The following is a 19,433-nucleotide window of genomic DNA, read 5'->3' as shown; positions in this document are numbered from 1 at the left end:
CACGACCAATGGCTACCGGCATGAGAGCAGGAATCTTCCGATAAGTTCAGGGATTAAAAAGCATTTGGCGAAAGGCACGATGAAGCTTCTGTCATCTTTCGCCGACAGCGATTGATGCCGCTTCCCACAACACTTGGCGTAATGGCCACTTGCCGCACACGGCTTGGCTCAGGCATAACAGCGCAACAACTCGACAAGGATGTTTATCTTGCGCCTCTTATACCGTGTGTTGACGCTGATCGTGGTGCTGCTGGGGCTGGTTCTGGCAGTGGTTCTTTACTATGTCGCCAATCCCAGATTGCCCTTCCCCGCGCCCGCAAAACAGGTGCATTACCTGAACCAATGGACTGAGCAAGAGCGCCAGACCTACTACTTCACCCCGCAGGGGACGCAGGTCAAAGGCCTGCGTTACGAATGGTTTCAGGCGCTGGAACTGCCATTCTCGCAGCAACGCTTTGCCTCCCCGGAATACCTCGCGCGCTTCGGCTTTCTGATCGATCCGCAGCAGAAAGCCACGCCGGACAACCCGGGCAATCTGCCGGTGGGTTTCGCCCGGCACCAGAATCCCGGCAGCGCCGAGCAATATCTCGACATCACTTGCGCGGCCTGCCACACCGGTGAACTGCACTTCAATGGCCAGGCAGTACGCATCGACGGTGGCTCGGCTCAGCATGTGTTGCCTTCCAGCGTTCCTACATTGCGCGGCGGCAGTTTCGGACAGGCATTGGTCGCCAGTCTCACCTCCACTTACTACAACCCTTGGAAATTCGAACGGTTTGCCCGCACAGTTCTCGGCGAGGATTACGACGCGCGCCACGACCAACTGCGCAAAGACTTCAAAGACTCGTTGAACACCTTTATCAAAGTGGCGTGGAACGACACCCATCGCGGCCTCTACCCCACCGAAGAAGGTCCCGGCCGCACCGATGCGTTCGGGCGTATCGCCAACGCGACCTTCGGCGATGCGATCTCCGCGAGCAACTACCGCGTGGCCAACGCCCCGGTGGATTACCCGCAGCTGTGGGATATGTGGACCTTCGACTGGGTACAGTGGAACGGTTCGGCGCAGCAACCGATGGCACGCAATATCGGCGAGGCGCTGGGTGTCGGCGCCACCCTGAACTTCTTCGACGCCAACGGCCAGCCGTTGCAGGGTGATGACCGCTATGCCTCCAGCGTACGCGTACGTGATCTGCACAAGATCGAAGAAACCCTGCAAAAACTGCGACCGCCGGCATGGCCTGAAGAAGTCCTGGGCGTGGTCGACAAACCCTTGGCAGCCAAGGGGCGAGCCCTGTTCGCCGAGAATTGCGCCGGATGCCACGTACCGCGCCAGACCCAGGAAAGCGAGCGCTGGGTGCAGCACCTGCACATGCTCCCGGTGGACGTCATCGGCACCGACCCGAATGCTGCCAACAACATTGCCAATCACCGCTTCGACCTGACAGCGCTGCAATGGAACCCGGCAGAGCTTGAACAAATGGACGTTAAGTTGCATCCCACACCCAAGGAGCCGCTGGATCTCAGCCAACTGTCAGTGGCCAAGGGACTGGCTTACGTCACCGCCTTCGTGGAAAACCGTGCATACCGTGAAGCGGGCGTCACCGCCGCCGAAAAACCACAGCTCGATGGCTTCGGTCTGCCGATCGGCGTTCGCGAAAAAGTCGCCTACAAGGCGCGTCCGCTTGCCGGCGTATGGGCCACGGCCCCGTTCCTGCACAACGGCTCGGTGCCGAGCCTTTATCAGTTGCTGTCGCCTCAGGACGAGCGCGCCACCACCTTCTATAAAGGCACCTTCGAATACGACCCGCGCCATCTGGGCTACCGCACCGAAGCCTTCACCAACGGTTTCCTGTTCGACACCCGCATCACCGGCAACCACAACAGCGGCCACGAATTCCGCGCCGGCGAGCGCGGCAATGGCGTCATCGGCCGACTGCTGCAGCCTGAAGAACGTTGGGCGCTGCTCGAATACCTGAAAGTGCTGGGCGGCCCGCTGGAGGCGCAACTGCCATGATCTTCAATTCTTTCAAAAGACCTTCGATGCTGGCGCGTTTCTGGCTTTGGCTGGGACGGTTACTGGGCAAAACCCTGCTGATTCTGCTGGTGATCGGCCTGGTCAGCTGGGCCCTGACGACCGCGTGGTTCGCCTGGCAGCACCGTGGCCCGGTGTCGGCGCTGGAGCAGATTCCGGACGGCGAAGCCGCCATGACACAGGACGTGATCCAGACCGCCGTGCGTATCGTCGATCAGCACCGCGAAAGCACCCGCTACCTGCGCGATGCCCATGCCAAGGCCCATGGCTGCGTGAAGGCCGACGTGCAGGTATTGCCGGATCTGGCTCAGGAATTGCGCCAGGGCGTTTTCAGCGAACCGGGCAGGCTGTGGAAAGCGACGATGCGCCTGTCCAACGGCAACGCCTATCCGCAGTTCGACAGCATCCGTGATGCCCGTGGCATGGCAATCAAATTGCACGGTGTACCGGGCAAACAGTTGCTGGGTGACCGTCAGGGACTGCACGAACAGGATTTCGTGATGTTCAGCCATCCGAATTTCTTCGTCAGCGATGTCGCTGAATATCGTCAGAATGTGGCGGCGCAGGCTGAGGGCAAGAAGGTCATGGCTTTCTTTCCGGGCTGGGACCCGCGTGGCTGGCAGATCAGGCATCTGTTCATTGCACTGGCAACTCTGTCGCCACCGCCGGAGAGTCCGACACGTACGACCTACTTTTCGGTTTCGACCTACAAATTTGGTGAGGCCAATGCGAAGTTTCGGGTGATGCCGGATCCGGACAACTGCCCGGCGTACACGCTGCCGAAGCAAAATCAGGATCTGCCGAATTTCTTGCGCAATGCGCTGAATCAGCAACTGTCCACGGACCGGGTACCCGCGTGTTTTGTGTTGCAGATACAACGCCAGGACGCGAACAAATACATGCCGATCGAAGACACCAGCATCGAATGGCGCGAACAGGACAGTCCATTTCAGACCGTAGCCAAAATCACCCTGCCCCCGCAGGACTTCGACACCCCGGCGCTAAATCTGCAATGCGACGACCTGTCGTTCAATCCGTGGTTCGGCATCGAGGCCCACCGCCCGATTGGCGGGATCAATCGCCTGCGCAAAGCAGTGTATGAAGCGGTGAGCGACTACCGGCACAGCCGCAACGCCAGCCAGTAACAAACCGCAGAAACAAAAAAAGCGACCCGCAGGTCGCTTTTTTCATGCCCGGACGAGCCAAACGCCAATCGCCAGACAGCAAAAAGCCCGCACTAGGCGGGCTTTCTGTGGTGACCTGGCGTTCAGTGTTCCAGGTTACCGAATATGGCGCAGCGGACGGGACTCGAACCCGCGACCCCCGGCGTGACAGGCCGGTATTCTAACCGACTGAACTACCGCTGCGCGAAACGCTTGAAACGAATGGTGGGTGATGACGGGATCGAACCGCCGACATTCTGCTTGTAAGGCAGACGCTCTCCCAGCTGAGCTAATCACCCTTCGCTTCGTTACGGGACGCATTATGCCACAAGTTTTCGTAAAGTGTTGATTTAATTGAAGTTTTTTTCAAATAAATCCGAAAACCGGTGAAACGACACATTCCGCATGTACAACTCGAGGCAGAAAAAAACCCGCCTTGGCGGGTTTTTCCGTGGTGACCTGGCGTTCAGTGTTCCAGGTTACCGAATATGGCGCAGCGGACGGGACTCGAACCCGCGACCCCCGGCGTGACAGGCCGGTATTCTAACCGACTGAACTACCGCTGCGCTAAACACTTGAAACGAATGGTGGGTGATGACGGGATCGAACCGCCGACATTCTGCTTGTAAGGCAGACGCTCTCCCAGCTGAGCTAATCACCCTTCGCTTCGGTGTGGCGCGCATTCTACGGAGCGACCAAACCTCTGGCAAGCACTTTTTTAAATAATTTTCTCAGGCCTTCCAAAGGCTTAGAGAAGGGTTGGCCTATGGGGCGGCGAAGACAATAATGCCCCCCTTTGTATAAAGGAGAGACTCACCCCATGTGGTTCAAGAACCTGCTTATCTATCGCCTGACCCAAGACCTGCCTGTCGATGCCGAGGCGCTGGAAACTGCACTGGCCACCAAACTGGCGCGTCCATGTGCAAGCCAGGAGTTGACCACCTACGGTTTCGTCGCGCCGTTCGGCAAAGGCGAAGATGCACCACTGGTGCACGTCAGCGGTGATTTCCTGCTGATCTCCGCCCGCAAAGAAGAACGCATTCTGCCGGGCAGCGTCGTGCGCGATGCGGTCAAGGAAAAGGTCGAAGAGATCGAAGCCGAGCAAATGCGCAAGGTCTATAAGAAGGAACGTGACCAGATCAAGGATGAAATCATCCAGGCCTTCCTGCCGCGCGCCTTCATCCGCCGCTCGTCGACTTTCGCCGCCATCGCGCCGAAACAGGGCCTGATCCTGGTCAACTCGGCCAGCCCGAAACGCGCCGAAGACCTGCTTTCCACCCTGCGTGAAGTGATCGGTACCCTGCCGGTTCGTCCGCTGACCGTGAAGACCGCGCCGACCGCAGTGATGACCGAATGGGTCACCACCCAGCAAGCCGCCGCGGACTTCTTCGTCCTGGACGAGTGCGAACTGCGCGACACCCATGAAGATGGCGGTATCGTCCGCTGCAAGCGTCAGGACCTGACCAGCGAAGAAATCCAGCTGCACCTGAGCACGGGCAAAGTGGTGACTCAACTGTCGCTGGCCTGGCAGGACAAGCTGTCCTTCATGCTCGACGACAAAATGACCGTCAAGCGCCTGAAGTTCGAAGATCTGTTGCAGGATCAGGCAGAACAGGACGGCGGCGACGAAGCCCTCGGCCAACTGGACGCCAGCTTCACCCTGATGATGCTGACGTTCGGCGACTTCCTGCCGGCGCTGGTTGAAGCACTGGGCGGTGAAGAGACGCCGCAGGGGATCTAAGCCTCTGCGCAGTCTTTGAGTTATCTTCAAACGCCACCGCTTCGGTGGCGTTTTCACATAATAAGGAACAGGCCATGCGCGCACTGGCTGCACTGAGTCGTTTTGTCGGCAACACCTTCGCTTACTGGGTTCTGATTTTCGCCGTGGTCGCGTTCCTGCAACCCGCCTGGTTCCTCGGCCTCAAAGGCGCAATCGTACCGCTGCTCGGGCTGGTGATGTTCGGCATGGGCCTGACACTCAAACTCGACGACTTCGCCGCCGTCGCCCGCCATCCGTGGCGCGTGGCCCTGGGCGTGGTCGCGCATTTCGTGATCATGCCGGGGATGGCGTGGTTGCTGTGCCAGATCTTTCATCTGCCGCCGGAAATTGCCGTCGGGGTGATTCTGGTCGGCTGCTGCCCGAGCGGCACCTCATCGAACGTCATGACCTGGCTGGCCCGTGGCGACCTGGCGCTGTCGGTGGCCATCGCCGCCGTCACCACCCTCCTCGCCCCACTGCTGACGCCGGCGTTGATCTGGCTGCTGGCCTCGGCGTGGTTACCGGTTTCGTTCATGGAACTGTTCTGGTCGATCCTGCAAGTGGTGCTGCTGCCGATCGTCCTCGGCGTGGTGGCGCAACGTGTGCTGGGGGACAAGGTTCGCCACGCAGTGGAAGTGTTGCCTCTGGTGTCGGTGGTCAGCATCGTGATCATCGTCGCCGCCGTGGTGGCCGCCAGTCAGGCGAAAATCGCCGAATCCGGCCTGCTGATCATGGCGGTTGTGATGCTGCACAACAGCTTCGGTTATCTGCTGGGTTACTTCACCGGGCGCCTGTTCGGCCTGCCGCTGCCTCAGCGCAAGTCTTTGGCGCTGGAAGTCGGCATGCAGAACTCGGGGTTGGGTGCCGCGCTGGCCAGTGCGCACTTCTCGCCGCTGGCGGCGGTGCCGAGCGCGTTGTTCAGTGTGTGGCACAACATTTCCGGGGCGCTGCTTTCGACGTACTTCCGCCGCATGAGTGAAAAGGAAGATCGTGAGGCTCTTGCTCAGCAGGCCGCCGACTGACTCATCCCCATTGATCCCCGGCGCACATTTTTAGGTACTATGTGCGCCACGCAGGGACGACCCTGCGGCTCAATCGAGTTTTCAATCTGGGGACGGCCCCGTCAATCGATGGAGGTCTTTCATGTCCTGGATCATTCTGTTTTTCGCCGGCCTGTTCGAAGTCGGCTGGGCCGTCGGTCTCAAATACACCGATGGCTTCAGCCGTCCGCTGCCCACCGTTCTTACCGTCGCCGCCATGGCAGTCAGCCTTGGTTTGCTGGGGCTGGCGATGAAGGAACTGCCGCTGGGTACGGCTTATGCGATCTGGACTGGCGTCGGTGCCGTGGGCACGGTGATTGCCGGGATCATTCTGTTTGGCGAGTCGATGGCGTTGATTCGGCTGGCCAGCGTTGCACTGATCATCACCGGATTGATCGGGCTCAAGGTCAGCGCCTGAGCCGTTGCCGCCATCCGTCAGGGATGGCGGCTTTCTAAACAACTACCTGACAGTCCCGCGCAACTCCCCTACCAGCGCCTGCAATTCGGCAGGCTGCGCCGCCTCAACTGCCACCGGCGAACCCGCCACCAACGTCACTCGCGACCACAAGCGGTGAAACAACCCTTTATTCGGATCACGACTGAAGAAACTCCCCCACAACCCCTGCAACGCCAGCGGAATAACCGGCACCGGCGTCTCTTCGAGAATCCGCGTCAGCCCGCTCTTGAACTCGTTGATCTCACCGTCAGCGGTCAACTTGCCTTCCGGGAAGATGCACACCAGTTCACCGTCCTTCAGATACTGGGCAATCCGGGTGAAGGCCTTTTCGTAGATCTGGATGTCTTCCTGGCGTCCGGCGATAGGAATGGTCCCCGCCGTGCGGAAGATAAAGTTCAGCACCGGCAGGTTGTAGATCTTGTAGTACATGACAAAGCGAATCGGCCGACGCACCGCGCCACCAATCAGCAAGGCATCGACGAACGATACGTGGTTGCACACCAGCAACGCCGCGCCCTCATCGGGAATCGCTTCAAGGTTGCGATGCTCGACACGGTACATGGAATGGCTGAGCAGCCAGATCATGAAACGCATGCTGAACTCGGGGACGATCTTGAAGATGTAGGCGTTGACGCCGATGTTCAGCAGCGACACCGCCAGGAACAGCTGTGGAATCGACAGTTTGACCACGCTCAGCAACACGATGGAGACGATGGCCGAAATCACCATGAACAGCGCGTTGAGAATGTTGTTGGCGGCGATAACCCGCGCCCGTTCGTTCTCGGCGGTGCGCGACTGGATCAACGCATACAGCGGCACAATGTAGAAACCGCCAAAGATGCCGAGGCCGAGGATGTCGACCAGTACAGCCCAGGCGTGTCCGAAGCCGAGCACCTCAGTCCAGCTATGGCCAACGGCACTCTCCGGAATTCCGCCGGAGTGCCACCATAGCAATAGCCCGAAAACCGTCAGACCGAACGAGCCGAACGGTACCAGACCGATCTCGACCTTGCGCCCGGAAAGCTTCTCGCAAAGCATCGAACCCACGGCGATGCCGACCGAAAACACCGTGAGAATGAGGGTGACCACGGTTTCATCGCCGTGCATCCACTCCTTCGCATAAGCCGGGATCTGCGTCAGATAAATCGCCCCGACGAACCAGAACCACGAGTTGCCGACAATCGAACGCGACACCGCTGGCGTCTGCCCCAGCCCGAGTTTCAGCGTGGCCCAGGACTGGCTGAAGATGTTCCAGTTCAAGCGCATTTCCGGTGAGGCGGCCGCCGCCCGGGGAATGCCGCGACTGGCAAGGTAACCCAGAACCGCGATGCCGACAATCGCACCGGATACCAGCGGCGCATAGTGCGACGAGGACATGATGACCCCGGCGCCGATGGTGCCGGCCAGGATCGCCAGGAACGTGCCCATTTCCACCAGTCCGTTACCACCGACCAGCTCATCCTCGTGCAAAGCCTGCGGCAGGATCGAGTACTTCACCGGCCCGAACAGCGCCGAGTGCGTGCCCATGGCGAACAGTGCCACCAGCATCAACGACAGGTGATCGAACAGGAAACCGACGGATCCCACGGCCATGATGGCGATTTCTGCCAGCTTGATCAGACGGATCAGCGCATCCTTGGCGAACTTTTCCCCGAACTGCCCGGCCAGCGCCGAAAACAGGAAGAACGGCAGAATAAACAGTAGCGCACACAGGTTGACCCAGATCGAGCGGTCACCTTCGATGGTCAGCCGATAGAGAATGGCGAGGATCAGCGATTGCTTGAACACGTTGTCGTTGAACGCGCCCAGCGACTGGGTGATGAAGAACGGCAGGAAGCGCCGGGTACGCAGCAGGTTGAACTGTGAGGGGTGACTCATCTTCCGTGTGTCCCTGATGTTGGGTAACGAGTGGCCTGGATACGTTTATTGGAGTGTCGATCCACGATCCAGGCCACACCTTACCTAAACTTTTCAGGTTATTTCTTCAAACCTGCAATGCACGGTGAAACAAACAGCTCGCCGCGCCATGCGCCTTGCAGTGTGCGCTGGCCGACGATCAGCCACATCACCGCCAGCAACGTCACCAGCACACAACCGGCCACGCTGAAGAATGTCAGGTTCAACGTGCTGCCCAGTTTCAGGGTCGCCAGCGAATACACGCCCAACGGGAAGGTAAATCCCCACCAGCCAAGGTTGAACGGGATGCCGTCGCGCAGGTAGCGCACGGTGATCAACAGCGCCATCAACATCCACCACAAGCCAAAGCCCCAGAGCGTGATCCCCGCTATCAAGCCCAGGCCCGACGCGATTTCACCGATGCCCGGCAGACCATTGGCCGCGAAGATCGCTGGCGCATCACCGCCCAGCAACAACATGCCCAAGGCACCGGTGCCGATCGGCCCCAGAGCGAGCCAGCTCGAAGCCGCCATGTTTTCGTGGGGCAGTTTGTGCAGGGCCATGCGCAACAGCAGGATGGTCAGAATGCTGAACGCCACCGGCAGGGAAAACGCCCAGAGCACGTAGCTGGTCGTCAGCACCACCAGTTGCGAGTGCGCGTCAGCCAGATGCGGCGCGAGCAGTCCACCGCTGGCCGCCGCCACTTCCGCCGCCACTACCGGCAACAGCCAGACGGCGGTCATCTGATCGATGCTGTGTTCCTGACGGGTAAACATCATGTAGGGAATCAGCACACCGCAGGCTAGCGACATCGCCACGTCCAGCCACCACAGCACTTCAGCCAGATGAATGACACCCTCGCCCCAGCGCGGCAGACCGAACAGCAGAAAGCCGTTGATGATGGTTGCCAGCCCCATGGGAATGGTGCCGAAGAACATCGAAACCGTAGAGTGGCCGAAGATCCGCCGCGCTTCGTCGAAGAACAGAATCCAGCGCGCGGCGTAGGCCGCGGTAAACAGCACGAACAACAGAATGTTGAACATCCACAGCCCTTCGGCCACGGTGTGCAGTCCCGGGATGGCGACGGGCAATTGCGCCAACGCCAACGCCAGCACACCGGTACCCATGGTCGCGGCGAACCAGTTCGGTGTGAATTGACGGATCACTTCACGCGGATGCTGAAGCTGGCTGAAAGGCTTGATGCCGGGTTTGACACTGTTGGGGCAAATCATCATGAACTCCTGTCCTCAGGTGAGGTTGAGCCCATGGTAGAACCGAATCGAATATCTATATAACGGGTAATTTCTCTAACTGTTATCTGTTTTGTAGATATGCAGTCAGACGCTGCCTTCGGTTTCAATCACCAGAATCCGCGCAGCACCTTGCGGATGAGCAACATGCTCCGTGCCGACGGACGCGTAGAAGATATCACCGACATCGAGCTGCACCTGCTTTTCCTCGCCTTCTTCGCGATAGTGCATGAGCACCTGCCCGTCGAGCACCACGAACACTTCCTCACCGTCGTTGACATGCCATTTATAAGGCTGATCGGTCCAGTGCAGGCGCGTGGTGATGCCGTTCATGTTCGCGATGTCGAGCGCGTCCCAGGCACGCTCGGCGGTGAAGGACTTACTGCGGATAATCTTCATGAGTCGATCCGTGAGAAGAATGGGCTGGCCAAGGCTAACCGAATCCACAGGCTTATGGCGCGCTGCAGGTCTTGACCGCTTGCGCACGGAAACTCATCAACAGCGCGCCGACCGCCAACACGATCAGTACCGCGCCATACACATCGGTGGTCGCAAGCAAGCCAAGGCTGTGAGTGAAGTGCCCGGCCAGCAACGCCGGCAGGCAGAACGCCAGGTAACTCAGTACATAGAATGCCGACATCAATCCAGCCCGTTCATGGGGCAACGCCAGCGGCACCAGACTGCGCACCGCACCGAGAAAGCCGGAGCCAAATCCACACCCGGCGACCAGCGTGCCGAAGAAGAACAACGACAGACTGGCGCTGTGCACGCCCAGCAGCATCAACACGATGCCGGCCGGCAACAGGCTTGCGCCAAGTTGCAGCGCCCGGGAGGCTGGACGATTACGCAGTGTGAAAATCATCAGCGCACCGGTCACGGTCAACGCTGCCACGGTCGCGCCGCCGATCAGATTCGAAGTCGAACCGGTCGCCGTGCGTACCAGCGACGGAGCGAGCGAGGCATAGAAACCGCCGAGCGCCCAGGTCGCGGTGTTCAACGGCAACACGCGCCACAGTGTGGAACGCGCCTGAACCGGCACATGCAGGGTCGGCCGCAGCGACGCCCACGCTCCGGCCTGCGGCGAGACACTTTCCGGCAGGCGCCAGACATAAACGCCTTGCAACACAAACAGCACGAGCAGCAGCCAATAGGTCAGTTGCAGTGGCGCGGGCGCGAATTCCGCCAGCAAACCGCAGCCCATCGCACCGAGCGCCATGCCGAGCAGCGGCGCCACACTGTTGATCAGCGGCCCTTGCTGGCGATCGGTGTCCAGCAGCGTCGCGCTCAACACGGCAGTGGCCATGCCGGTAGCAAAACCCTGCAACACCCGCGCGCCGATCAACCAGCTCACGCTGTCGGCGTAGACAAACAGCAGCATCGCCACGGCGTTCAGGACAACGGCGGTGAAGATCACCGGTTTGCGGCCCAGATGATCCGACAGCGAACCGACCGTCAGCAGCGCGGTCAGCAGACTCAGCGCGTAAACGCCGAAAATCAGAGTCAGCACCGCTGCCGAGAAATGCAGGTGATCCTGGTACAGGTGATACAACGGCGTCGGCGCGGTGGAAGCGGCGAGAAAACTGAGTAAGGTGATCGCCAGAAACCACAGGCTGGAACGGTTGGAAGCAAGGCGGGTCATGGATACACTCCTTAAAAGCTATTTTTTTGCTTTTGCGGAGTGTGCTCCCGACTTGCGCTTAAAGCAAATTCTTTGTGTTAAGGTCTGGCACATGCCTATTAAAGAAAGTAGCCGGCCCGGCGGCCGAAGCGCCCGGGTACAGGAATCGATTCACGGCGCCGTGCGCGCCCTCCTCGAAGAGCAGGAGCGCTCCACCGTGACTGTCCCGCAAATTGCCGCACGGGCCGGGGTCACGCCCTCGACCATTTATCGGCGCTGGGGTGATCTGTCGGCGCTGCTCGCCGACGTCGCCCTCGCCCGCTTGCGCCCTGAAAGCGATCCCTTGGAAACCGGCAGCCTGCGCGGCGATATCCGCGCCTGGGCCGAGCAGTATCTGGACGAAATGAGCTCCGAACCGGGGCGCAATGTCATGCGCGATGTGCAGGCCAGTGCCACACCGGGATTCTGCATCGCGATCATTGCCGATCAGTTGCAGACCATCGTCGACCGCTTCCCGGACGAGTCACCACCGAGCGTGGATCACCTGATCAACCTGGTGGTTTCGCCAACGGTGTTCCGCATCCTGTTTGCCGTGGCACCGCTGGAAGTCGAAGAACTGCACCGGCTGATAGACATCGCGCTGCGTCAGGACTGACAGCGCAGAACCGCCCGGTTCTGCGCCTGCGACACACCGCCACGCCACGACCTTGGTCGACACTGACTAACCGCCGCGCACATGCGAGACTGTCTGGCCGGGCGCGAGTCCGGTCGTATTTTGTCGGGAGTGCTCCATGTCGTTGTCCACCGGGCTGATCGCCGCCGTCGCCCTGGCCTATATGGCCATCATGTTCGCCATCGCCTTCTACGGCGACCGTCGCAGCGCGCCGTTGCCGCCGCGGATGCGTGCCTGGGTGTACAGCCTGTCGCTGGCGGTCTACTGCACCAGCTGGACGTTCTTCGGCGCAGTCGGTCAGGCGGCCGAACAGTTGTGGTCATTTCTGCCGATCTACCTCGGGCCGATCCTGCTATTGCTGGGCGCGCCGTGGGTCCTGCAAAAAATGGTGATGATCAGCAAACAGGAGAACATCACCTCCATTGCCGACTTCATCGCCGCCCGTTACGGCAAATCCCAATCGCTGGCGGTGGTGGTCGCACTGATCTGTCTGGTCGGCGTTCTGCCTTATATAGCCTTGCAACTCAAGGGCATCGTCCTCGGCGTGAACCTGCTGATCGGCGCTGGCGCCGACGCCATGGGCACCCGCGCCCAGGACACGGCGCTGATCGTGTCACTGGTGCTGGCCTTGTTCACCATCGTTTTCGGCACGCGCAACCTCGACGCCACCGAGCACCACCGGGGCATGGTGCTGGCGATTGCGTTCGAGTCGCTGGTGAAGCTGTTCGCCTTCCTCGCCGTCGGCGCCTTCGTCACCTATGGCCTGTATGACGGCTTCGACGACCTGTTCAATCAGGCAATGCTCGCCCCACGCCTAGAGGAATACTGGAAAGAAACCATCAACTGGCCGTCGATGGTGGTGCAGACCGGCGTAGCGATGATGGCGATCATCTGCCTGCCCCGGCAGTTCCACGTCACCGTGGTGGAAAACATCGACCCGCAGGATCTGCGCCTGGCCAAGTGGGTGTTTCCGACCTATCTGGCCTTGGCCGCGCTGTTCGTAGTCCCGATCGCGCTGGCCGGTCAGATGATGTTGCCCAGCTCCGTTCTCCCGGATTCTTTCGTCATCAGCCTGCCGCTGGCCCAGGCCCACCCGGCGCTGGCGATGCTGGCATTCATTGGCGGCGCGTCGGCGGCCACCGGTATGGTGATCGTGGCGAGTGTGGCGCTGTCGACCATGGTGTCCAACGACATGCTGTTGCCGTGGCTGCTACGGCGCAACAATGCCGAGCGGCCGTTCGAAGTGTTCCGCCAGTGGATGCTCTCGGTACGCCGGGTCAGCATCGTGGTCATTCTGTTGCTGGCTTACGTCAGCTACCGCTTGCTCGGTTCTACCGCGAGCCTGGCGACCATCGGCCAGATCGCTTTCGCCGCCGTGACTCAACTGGCACCGGCAATGCTCGGTGCGCTGTACTGGAAACAGGCCAACCGCCGTGGCGTGTTCGCCGGTCTCGCCGCCGGCACGTTCCTGTGGTTCTACACTTTGATCCTGCCGATTGCGGCTCGCAGCCTCGGTGTGCCGCTGGAGACGTTCCCGGGACTTGCCTGGCTGCACAGCAACCCGCTGAATCTGCCGATCACCCCGCTGACCCAAGGCGTGGTGCTGTCGCTGGCGGGCAACTTCACCCTGTTCGCCTGGGTCTCGGTACTGTCGCGCACCCGGGTGTCGGAACACTGGCAGGCCGGACGTTTTATCGGCCAGGAAATCAGCGCCCGCCCCAGCGCACGTTCGATGCTGGCGGTGCAGATTGACGATCTGCTGCAGCTGGCGGCACGGTTTGTCGGTGAAGAGCGTGCGCGCCAGAGCTTTATCCGCTTCGCCTATCGCCAAGGCAAAGGCTTCAACCCGAACCAGAACGCCGACGGCGAATGGATCGCCCACACCGAACGATTGCTGGCCGGTGTCCTCGGTGCTTCTTCGACGCGAGCTGTAGTAAAAGCCGCCATCGAAGGTCGGGAAATGCAGTTGGAGGACGTCGTCCGGATCGCCGACGAAGCCTCGGAAGTATTGCAGTTCAACCGTGCGCTGCTGCAAGGCGCCATCGAGAACATCACACAGGGCATCAGCGTGGTCGACCAGTCGCTGAAACTGGTGGCCTGGAACCGGCGTTATCTGGAGCTGTTCAACTACCCGGACGGCTTGATCAGCGTTGGCCGGCCGATCGCCGACATCATTCGCTACAACGCCGAACGCGGCTTGTGTGGCCCCGGCGAAGCAGAGGTCCACGTCGCCCGGCGCCTGCACTGGATGCGTCAGGGCCGCGCCCATACCTCCGAGCGGCTGTTCCCCAACGGCCGGGTGATCGAGCTGATCGGCAACCCGATGCCTGGCGGCGGTTTCGTCATGAGCTTCACTGACATCACCGCATTCCGCGAGGCTGAACAGGCATTGACTGAGGCCAACGAAGGCCTGGAGCAACGGGTCAGCGAACGGACGCAAGAACTGTCGCAACTCAACGTCGCGCTGACCGAAGCCAAGGGCAATGCCGAGGCGGCCAACCAGTCGAAAACCCGCTTCCTCGCGGCGGTCAGTCACGACTTGATGCAACCCTTGAACGCCGCACGGCTGTTCTCCGCCGCCCTCTCCCATCAGGACGATGGCTTGAGCGGCGAGGCACAGAAACTGGTGCAGCATCTCGACAGCTCGTTGCGTTCAGCCGAAGACCTGATCAGCGACCTGCTGGACATTTCCCGCCTGGAAAACGGCAAGATCAACCCGGATCGCAAGCCGTTCGCGGTCAATGAGCTGTTCGACACCCTCGGTGCCGAATTCAAGGTTCTGGCACAGGAACAGGGTTTGAACTTCCGGGTGCGCGGCAGTCACCTGCGCATCGACAGCGACATCAAGTTGCTGCGACGGATCCTGCAGAACTTCCTGACCAATGCCTTCCGCTACGCAAAAGGCCCGGTCTTGCTGGGAGTGCGCCGGCGTCAGGGTGAAATCTGCCTGGAAGTATGGGATCGCGGGCCGGGGATTCCGGAAGACAAGCAGCAAGTGATTTTCGAAGAGTTCAAACGCCTCGACAGCCACCAGACCCGCGCCGAGAAAGGCCTGGGCCTGGGTCTGGCGATTGCCGACGGCTTGTGCCGGGTGCTCGGGCATACCTTGAGCGTGCGTTCATGGCCGGGGCACGGCAGTGTGTTCAGTGTGCGGGTGCCGCTGGCGCGGACGCAGACTGCACAGCCGAGCGCGGCGGTCGAACTCAACGGCAAGCTGCACAGCGGCGCGCAGGTGCTGTGCATCGACAACGAAGACAGCATTCTGATCGCTATGAACAGCCTGCTCACGCGTTGGGGTTGTCAGGTGTGGACGGCGCGCAACCGCGAGGAGTGCGCGGCGCTGCTCAACGATGGCGTGCGGCCGCAACTGGCGCTGGTGGACTTCCATCTTGATCACGGCGAGACCGGCACTGATCTGATGGCCTGGTTGCGCACTCGCCTGGGCGAGCCGGTGCCGGGGGTGGTGATCAGCGCCGACGGGCATCCAGAAACCGTGGCGCAGGTGCACACGGCGGGGCTGGATTATCTGGCCAAACCGGTGAAACCGGCGGCCTTGCGGGCCTTGTTGAGTCGCTATTTGCCGCTCTAGAAGAGCGGCTTATTCGGGCAACTCGACCAAGCCGTCGGCGTCAGTCATCGCGCGCTCCAGCAGGTCTGAGGGCAGGCTCTTGCTGGCTCGCGCGCCGAGCAGTTTGAGCTGCTCGCTGCGGCTGACAAGGTTGCCGCGCCCTTCTGTCAGTTTGTTTCGCGCTGCACTGTAGGCTTTGTCCAGTTGCTGCAGACGATTGCCGACCTCGTCCAGATCCTGAATGAACAACACGAACTTGTCGTACAGCCATCCGGCACGCTCGGCGATTTCCCGGGCGTTCTGGCTCTGGCGCTCTTGCTTCCACAGGCTGTCGATGACGCGCAGTGTGGCGAGCAGCGTGGTCGGGCTGACGATCACGATGTTGCGATCGAAAGCTTCCTGGAACAACGTCGGCTCGGCTTGCAACGCCGCGGAAAACGCCGCTTCGATCGGCACGAACAGCAAGACGAAATCGAGGCTGTGCAGGCCTTCCAGTCGCTTGTAGTCCTTACCGGCCAAGCCTTTGACGTGACTGCGCAGCGACAGCACATGCTGTTTCATGGCGATCTGGCCGATGGCATCGTCGTCGGCCGCCACGTATTGCTGATACGCCGTGAGGCTGACCTTGGAGTCGACCACCACCTGCTTGTCGCCCGGCAGGTAAATGATCACGTCCGGCTGGAAGCGCTCGCCGTCCGGGCCCTTGAGGTTGACTTGGGTCTGGTACTCGCGGCCCTTCTCCAGACCGGCATGTTCGAGGACTCGTTCGAGGATCAGTTCGCCCCAGTTGCCCTGGGTTTTCTGGCCTTTCAGGGCGCGGGTCAGGTTGGTTGCTTCATCGCTCAGACGCAGGTTCAGTTGCTGCAGGCGCTCCAGTTCCTTGGCCAGCGAGAAGCGCTCGCGGGCTTCGGCCTGATAGCTTTCCTCGACCCGTTTTTCGAAGGACTGGATGCGTTCTTTCAGCGGATCAAGCAACTGACCGAGGCGTAGCTGGCTGGTTTCGGCGAAACGCTGTTCTCTTTCATCGAAGATCTTGCCGGCCAGTTCGGCGAACTGGGCGCGCAACTCGTCTCGGGATCCTTGCAGGTCATCGAGACGCTGTTGATGGCTTTCCTGCTGCTCACGCAATTCGGCATTCAGTGAAGCGGCCTGAGCGTCCAGACGCCGCAATTCGGCTTCCTTGCTGGCGCGTTCGAGGTTCCAGGCGTGGGCGGCGTCACGGGCATCGTCGCGTTCGATCTGCAACAGTTCGACTTCCCGGCGCACGGCCGCGAGATCGGCTTGTTTAGAAGCATTGGCCTGGCCGAGATCGGCGATTTCGTCACGACAGGCTTCGAGCTGGGCATTGAGGCCGTCCTGGGCCATCTGCGCCATGGCCAGGCGCTCTTCGAGCAACGCAACTTCGGACTCGCCATGACTGGCCCGGCGCTGCAGTTGCCAGGCCAGCGCCAGCAGCGGTAACGCCGCGCCTGCCAAGCCGAGCAAGATGCTGGTCAAGTCCATCGCCATAGTGATTCCCGCCGATCCGATAAAACCTGAAGGTTAACCAAGGCATCAGGTCTTGGACAGCTCAGTCTTCGATCAGGCCGAGTTCCTGTTGCGCACGTCGATCACCCGCGCGGGCGGCCTGACGCAGCAGGTCCTGGCCGATACGGCGATCCCGGGCGTTGCCGCACTCCCGGCACATCAACTGGCCAAGGCGGCTTTGAGCCGCGACCACGCCTTCCCGGGCCGGTTGCCTGAGCAGGCGGCCGGCGAGGTGTTTGGCATTCTGGCTGTCGCCCAGGCGCGGGCTGTCGAGCAGCCATTCGGCCACGCGCACGGAAAATCGCTTGGGAGCGGTAACACGAGGGGGTAGGGAGGTAACAGAATCTGGAGCTGAGCGAAACTTCATAAAGCACTGTGGGACAGATCGGAGGGCGCGCCACTCTACTCTTTTTTTCGCACAGGTAAAGTCGAAAAAAACCCGGCACGCCCGTGCTAGAGCAAGCGCTCGGGACAATCCACAGAAGCTGTGGATAACTCAGTGGACAACCGCCCTCCACACGCCGCAAAGCCTTGTGGAATGGGGCCCGCAGTCAAACTGACGATTTTTTCACCAGTAAAAAAAAGCGATGTTTTTCATTGACTTAAACTTTCGTTACAGGCAGCCACCGGGGTCAGGATCGATGTGACAGCGTGGTTACCGTCCGCGCAACTAATGTGCACAAGTACCTGTTACTCGGTTATATCGGTGCGCTTTTTCGGGTCGTTTTGGCAGCCGGGCTGGGGATAAGCCCTTGCGCTGCGCTGGTTCGGCTTGCCCTTTGCGACGACCAGCGGTCGGAATGTGAGCCAAATCAGTGCTGGGCCGGGGCTTGAGGGACAATCTGTTGGTCCTTTTTAAAAATCAGGTTTGCCTTCCTCGAAGTGTTCCGTTAGTATCCACGGCGTTAGTACCAAGCTGAAAGTCAATTCCGGTCGAACAAACCCCACGGTCAGCCTTCTTCCAAAGAAGCCTCCTCCGACAAAGCGGGACCGACCCCTCGATGGTTTCCAGGTAAATCTTGCGACGACACAGCCTTTGAATCGAATGCAAAGGGTGTTGCGAAGAGCACTTACTCTGACCGAACCAACCTGCAAATTGATCAGGATCTTCACCCCGGGCCCAGAACCTTTGCCCTCGATGTGTTGCCTGCCCTCCTAAGTACCTACCTGCCAGCCCAAGCGCGCCAACTTATCAGCGCTTCAAACTGGCTGCTTTGTTCCAGTCGGGTTCTTCGTTCGACCAATGGTGGTCGGCGTTACTGGAACGTTTTAACGTTGCACGGTTCTTATCCGTGTCATTTGTAGGAACACCTAATAACTATGTCTACTCAAATCCAGACTCAGGATGCCATTCGCACCCTAACCAACGCTTTTGCTCCAATGAACTGCCTGATCATGGCCGCTCGCAAAGGCTGCTTCAGCTTCACCGTGGTCAATGAACACGGGATCGCCCGCCACAGCGAGCGTCTGTACCCTGATCAGTACTCCAGCGCCGAACCGCTGCAGGCCGTGATTGATCGCACCCGTCAGGCATTGATCGCCTGAGAGGCCGAAATGGCTGCAAAAGCAAAAGCCCCGCCTGAAACGCGGGGCTTTTTATTGCCCGATGTTTCTCTTTTTACCCTCCGCGGTTAAGCACCAACCGATATAACGGTTATAACTGCCCGCCGGAAATATTTTAAAAACAGGCCTTTACGTCGCGAATATGACACTACACTTCAACTCAAGCGGCGTGATCCGCTTCCGGCGGGCCTGAGTCGATTCACAGCTGCCAAGCTCCCCTTCAGGTCTCGCCGCCCAATAACAAGATCCGAGGGTTTTATGGGTATCGCTGCCAGCGAACTGTGCCGCTATGTGATCCGTCCCACGCTGATTTATCTGGGACGTCACTGCGCCACCGCCGAATCCCTGCTGCTGGGCATCGCCGCCAGCCAGTCTGCCCTGGGTTCCGCCTTGCATGACCGCCGTGGCCACGGCCTGTACCGGATTGCCGAGCATCGCCACCAGGCGCTCTGGGATCATTATCTGGCGCTCGATCCGGAGCGCGCCAGCCTGGTTCGCGGCCTTGCCAGCCAGCATGCCTTTCTCAGCGGCCCGCACCTCGAACTGACCGTCAATCTGCGTTATGCCACAGCCATCGCCTGGCTGCTGGTGGAAGAACAAAACCCCACCCTCCCCGACCCTGACGATCTGCTGGGAATGGCGCGCATCTGGCGTCAGACCTTTCAGCCCCAGGGTCGGCTGCGTGATTTCACCTGTGCATGGCAGACCTGTGTTTCACCACTGAATCAGGTCGCGTGCTGACTTACCAGTTTCGCAAGATCGTCCAACGGGTCGCGAATCTGGTCTGATTGTCCTACAAAACCGCTCTAACTCAAGCCATACGGACTATAGCGCTGGGACGAAAATGTTGGTAATTTTCGCCCCGGTGATCACCAGGAGTTCTA

15 protein-coding genes and 4 tRNA genes are annotated in these 19,433 nt (G+C 60.2%); 9 read left to right on the top strand and 10 right to left on the bottom strand.

The features are described from left to right. Positions 1-208: 208 nt before the first annotated feature. Together NH234_RS09705 and NH234_RS09700 are read left to right on the top strand one after the other, a co-directional pair. Positions 209-2,017 carry a di-heme-cytochrome C peroxidase gene (locus tag NH234_RS09705; RefSeq protein WP_367256386.1) on the top strand — a complete coding sequence of 603 codons (1,809 nt, stop codon included), beginning with the start codon at positions 209-211 and terminating at the stop codon, positions 2,015-2,017. Between the two features lie 26 nt (positions 2,018-2,043). Continuing rightward, positions 2,044-3,180 carry a catalase family protein gene (locus NH234_RS09700; RefSeq protein ID WP_367257146.1) on the top strand — a complete coding sequence of 379 codons (1,137 nt, stop codon included), beginning with the start codon at positions 2,044-2,046 and terminating at the stop codon, positions 3,178-3,180. 145 nt (positions 3,181-3,325) lie between these two features. Here the strand turns inward: NH234_RS09700 and NH234_RS09695 are convergent. The 4 genes from NH234_RS09695 to NH234_RS09680 all read right to left on the bottom strand — a co-directional run bounded on the left by NH234_RS09695 (position 3,326) and on the right by NH234_RS09680 (position 3,859). After that, positions 3,326-3,402, bottom strand: a tRNA-Asp gene (locus tag NH234_RS09695). A 19-nt stretch (positions 3,403-3,421) separates the two neighbouring features. Then, positions 3,422-3,497 (bottom strand) — tRNA-Val (locus NH234_RS09690). A gap of 190 nt (positions 3,498-3,687) precedes the next feature. Beyond that, positions 3,688-3,764 (bottom strand) — tRNA-Asp (locus NH234_RS09685). Positions 3,765-3,783: 19 nt separating this feature from the next. Continuing rightward, a tRNA-Val gene (locus tag NH234_RS09680) sits at positions 3,784-3,859 on the bottom strand. Between the two features lie 159 nt (positions 3,860-4,018). Here NH234_RS09680 and rdgC point away from each other — a divergent pair. From rdgC to sugE, 3 genes are all read left to right on the top strand, one after another. After that, positions 4,019-4,939, top strand: coding sequence for a recombination-associated protein RdgC (gene rdgC, locus NH234_RS09675; protein ID WP_085732317.1), 921 nt, complete (start codon positions 4,019-4,021; stop codon positions 4,937-4,939). Between the two features lie 74 nt (positions 4,940-5,013). Further along, positions 5,014-5,979 carry a bile acid:sodium symporter family protein gene (locus tag NH234_RS09670; RefSeq protein ID WP_085732316.1) on the top strand — a complete coding sequence of 322 codons (966 nt, stop codon included), beginning with the start codon at positions 5,014-5,016 and terminating at the stop codon, positions 5,977-5,979. A gap of 121 nt (positions 5,980-6,100) precedes the next feature. Further along, positions 6,101-6,415 (top strand): quaternary ammonium compound efflux SMR transporter SugE, encoded by a 315-nt coding sequence (gene sugE, locus NH234_RS09665; protein ID WP_085732315.1) that lies wholly within the window; start codon positions 6,101-6,103, stop codon positions 6,413-6,415. Positions 6,416-6,457: 42 nt separating this feature from the next. On the opposite strand, the gene NH234_RS09660 is transcribed toward sugE, so the two are convergent. The 4 genes from NH234_RS09660 to NH234_RS09645 all read right to left on the bottom strand — a co-directional run bounded on the left by NH234_RS09660 (position 6,458) and on the right by NH234_RS09645 (position 11,239). Further along, a complete protein-coding gene (locus tag NH234_RS09660) occupies positions 6,458-8,332 on the bottom strand; it encodes an MFS transporter (RefSeq protein WP_085732314.1) in 1,875 nt (624 codons plus the stop codon). A 98-nt stretch (positions 8,333-8,430) separates the two neighbouring features. Continuing rightward, positions 8,431-9,582: a TDT family transporter gene (locus NH234_RS09655; RefSeq protein ID WP_367256385.1), complete on the bottom strand. Its 1,152-nt coding sequence runs from the start codon at positions 9,580-9,582 to the stop codon at positions 8,431-8,433. A gap of 105 nt (positions 9,583-9,687) precedes the next feature. Beyond that, positions 9,688-9,999 carry a cupin domain-containing protein gene (locus NH234_RS09650; protein WP_085732312.1) on the bottom strand — a complete coding sequence of 104 codons (312 nt, stop codon included), beginning with the start codon at positions 9,997-9,999 and terminating at the stop codon, positions 9,688-9,690. A 52-nt stretch (positions 10,000-10,051) separates the two neighbouring features. Beyond that, positions 10,052-11,239 (bottom strand): MFS transporter, encoded by a 1,188-nt coding sequence (locus NH234_RS09645; protein ID WP_367256384.1) that lies wholly within the window; start codon positions 11,237-11,239, stop codon positions 10,052-10,054. A gap of 91 nt (positions 11,240-11,330) precedes the next feature. Between NH234_RS09645 and NH234_RS09640 the strand changes: the two genes are divergently transcribed. Together NH234_RS09640 and NH234_RS09635 are read left to right on the top strand one after the other, a co-directional pair. Continuing rightward, positions 11,331-11,873, top strand: a complete 543-nt coding sequence (locus NH234_RS09640) for a TetR/AcrR family transcriptional regulator (protein WP_085732310.1) — start codon at positions 11,331-11,333, stop codon at positions 11,871-11,873. A 136-nt stretch (positions 11,874-12,009) separates the two neighbouring features. Beyond that, positions 12,010-15,480, top strand: coding sequence for a NahK/ErcS family hybrid sensor histidine kinase/response regulator (locus tag NH234_RS09635; protein WP_367256383.1), 3,471 nt, complete (start codon positions 12,010-12,012; stop codon positions 15,478-15,480). Positions 15,481-15,489: 9 nt separating this feature from the next. Here NH234_RS09635 and rmuC read toward each other — a convergent pair whose 3' ends face one another. Further along, entirely contained in the window at positions 15,490-16,854 is a 1,365-nt protein-coding gene (gene rmuC / locus NH234_RS09630) for a DNA recombination protein RmuC (protein WP_170929635.1), read from the bottom strand. 175 nt (positions 16,855-17,029) lie between these two features. Then, on the bottom strand, positions 17,030-17,353 hold the full coding sequence (locus tag NH234_RS09625) for a sel1 repeat family protein (protein ID WP_367256382.1): 324 nt from the start codon (positions 17,351-17,353) through the stop codon (positions 17,030-17,032). 953 nt (positions 17,354-18,306) lie between these two features. On the opposite strand from NH234_RS09625, the gene NH234_RS09620 reads away from it, so the two are divergent. Both NH234_RS09620 and NH234_RS09615 read left to right on the top strand, forming a co-directional pair. Continuing rightward, entirely contained in the window at positions 18,307-18,531 is a 225-nt protein-coding gene (locus tag NH234_RS09620; protein WP_007950419.1) for a hypothetical protein, read from the top strand. Between the two features lie 276 nt (positions 18,532-18,807). Further along, entirely contained in the window at positions 18,808-19,290 is a 483-nt protein-coding gene (locus NH234_RS09615; RefSeq protein ID WP_085732306.1) for a hypothetical protein, read from the top strand. Positions 19,291-19,433 lie beyond the last annotated feature (143 nt).

This window comes from Pseudomonas sp. stari2 (genome assembly GCF_040760005.1).
Taxonomy (GTDB): domain Bacteria; phylum Pseudomonadota; class Gammaproteobacteria; order Pseudomonadales; family Pseudomonadaceae; genus Aquipseudomonas.
Note: the sequence above shows the minus strand (reverse complement) of the source record. Positions and strands in the feature narration are given on the sequence as shown.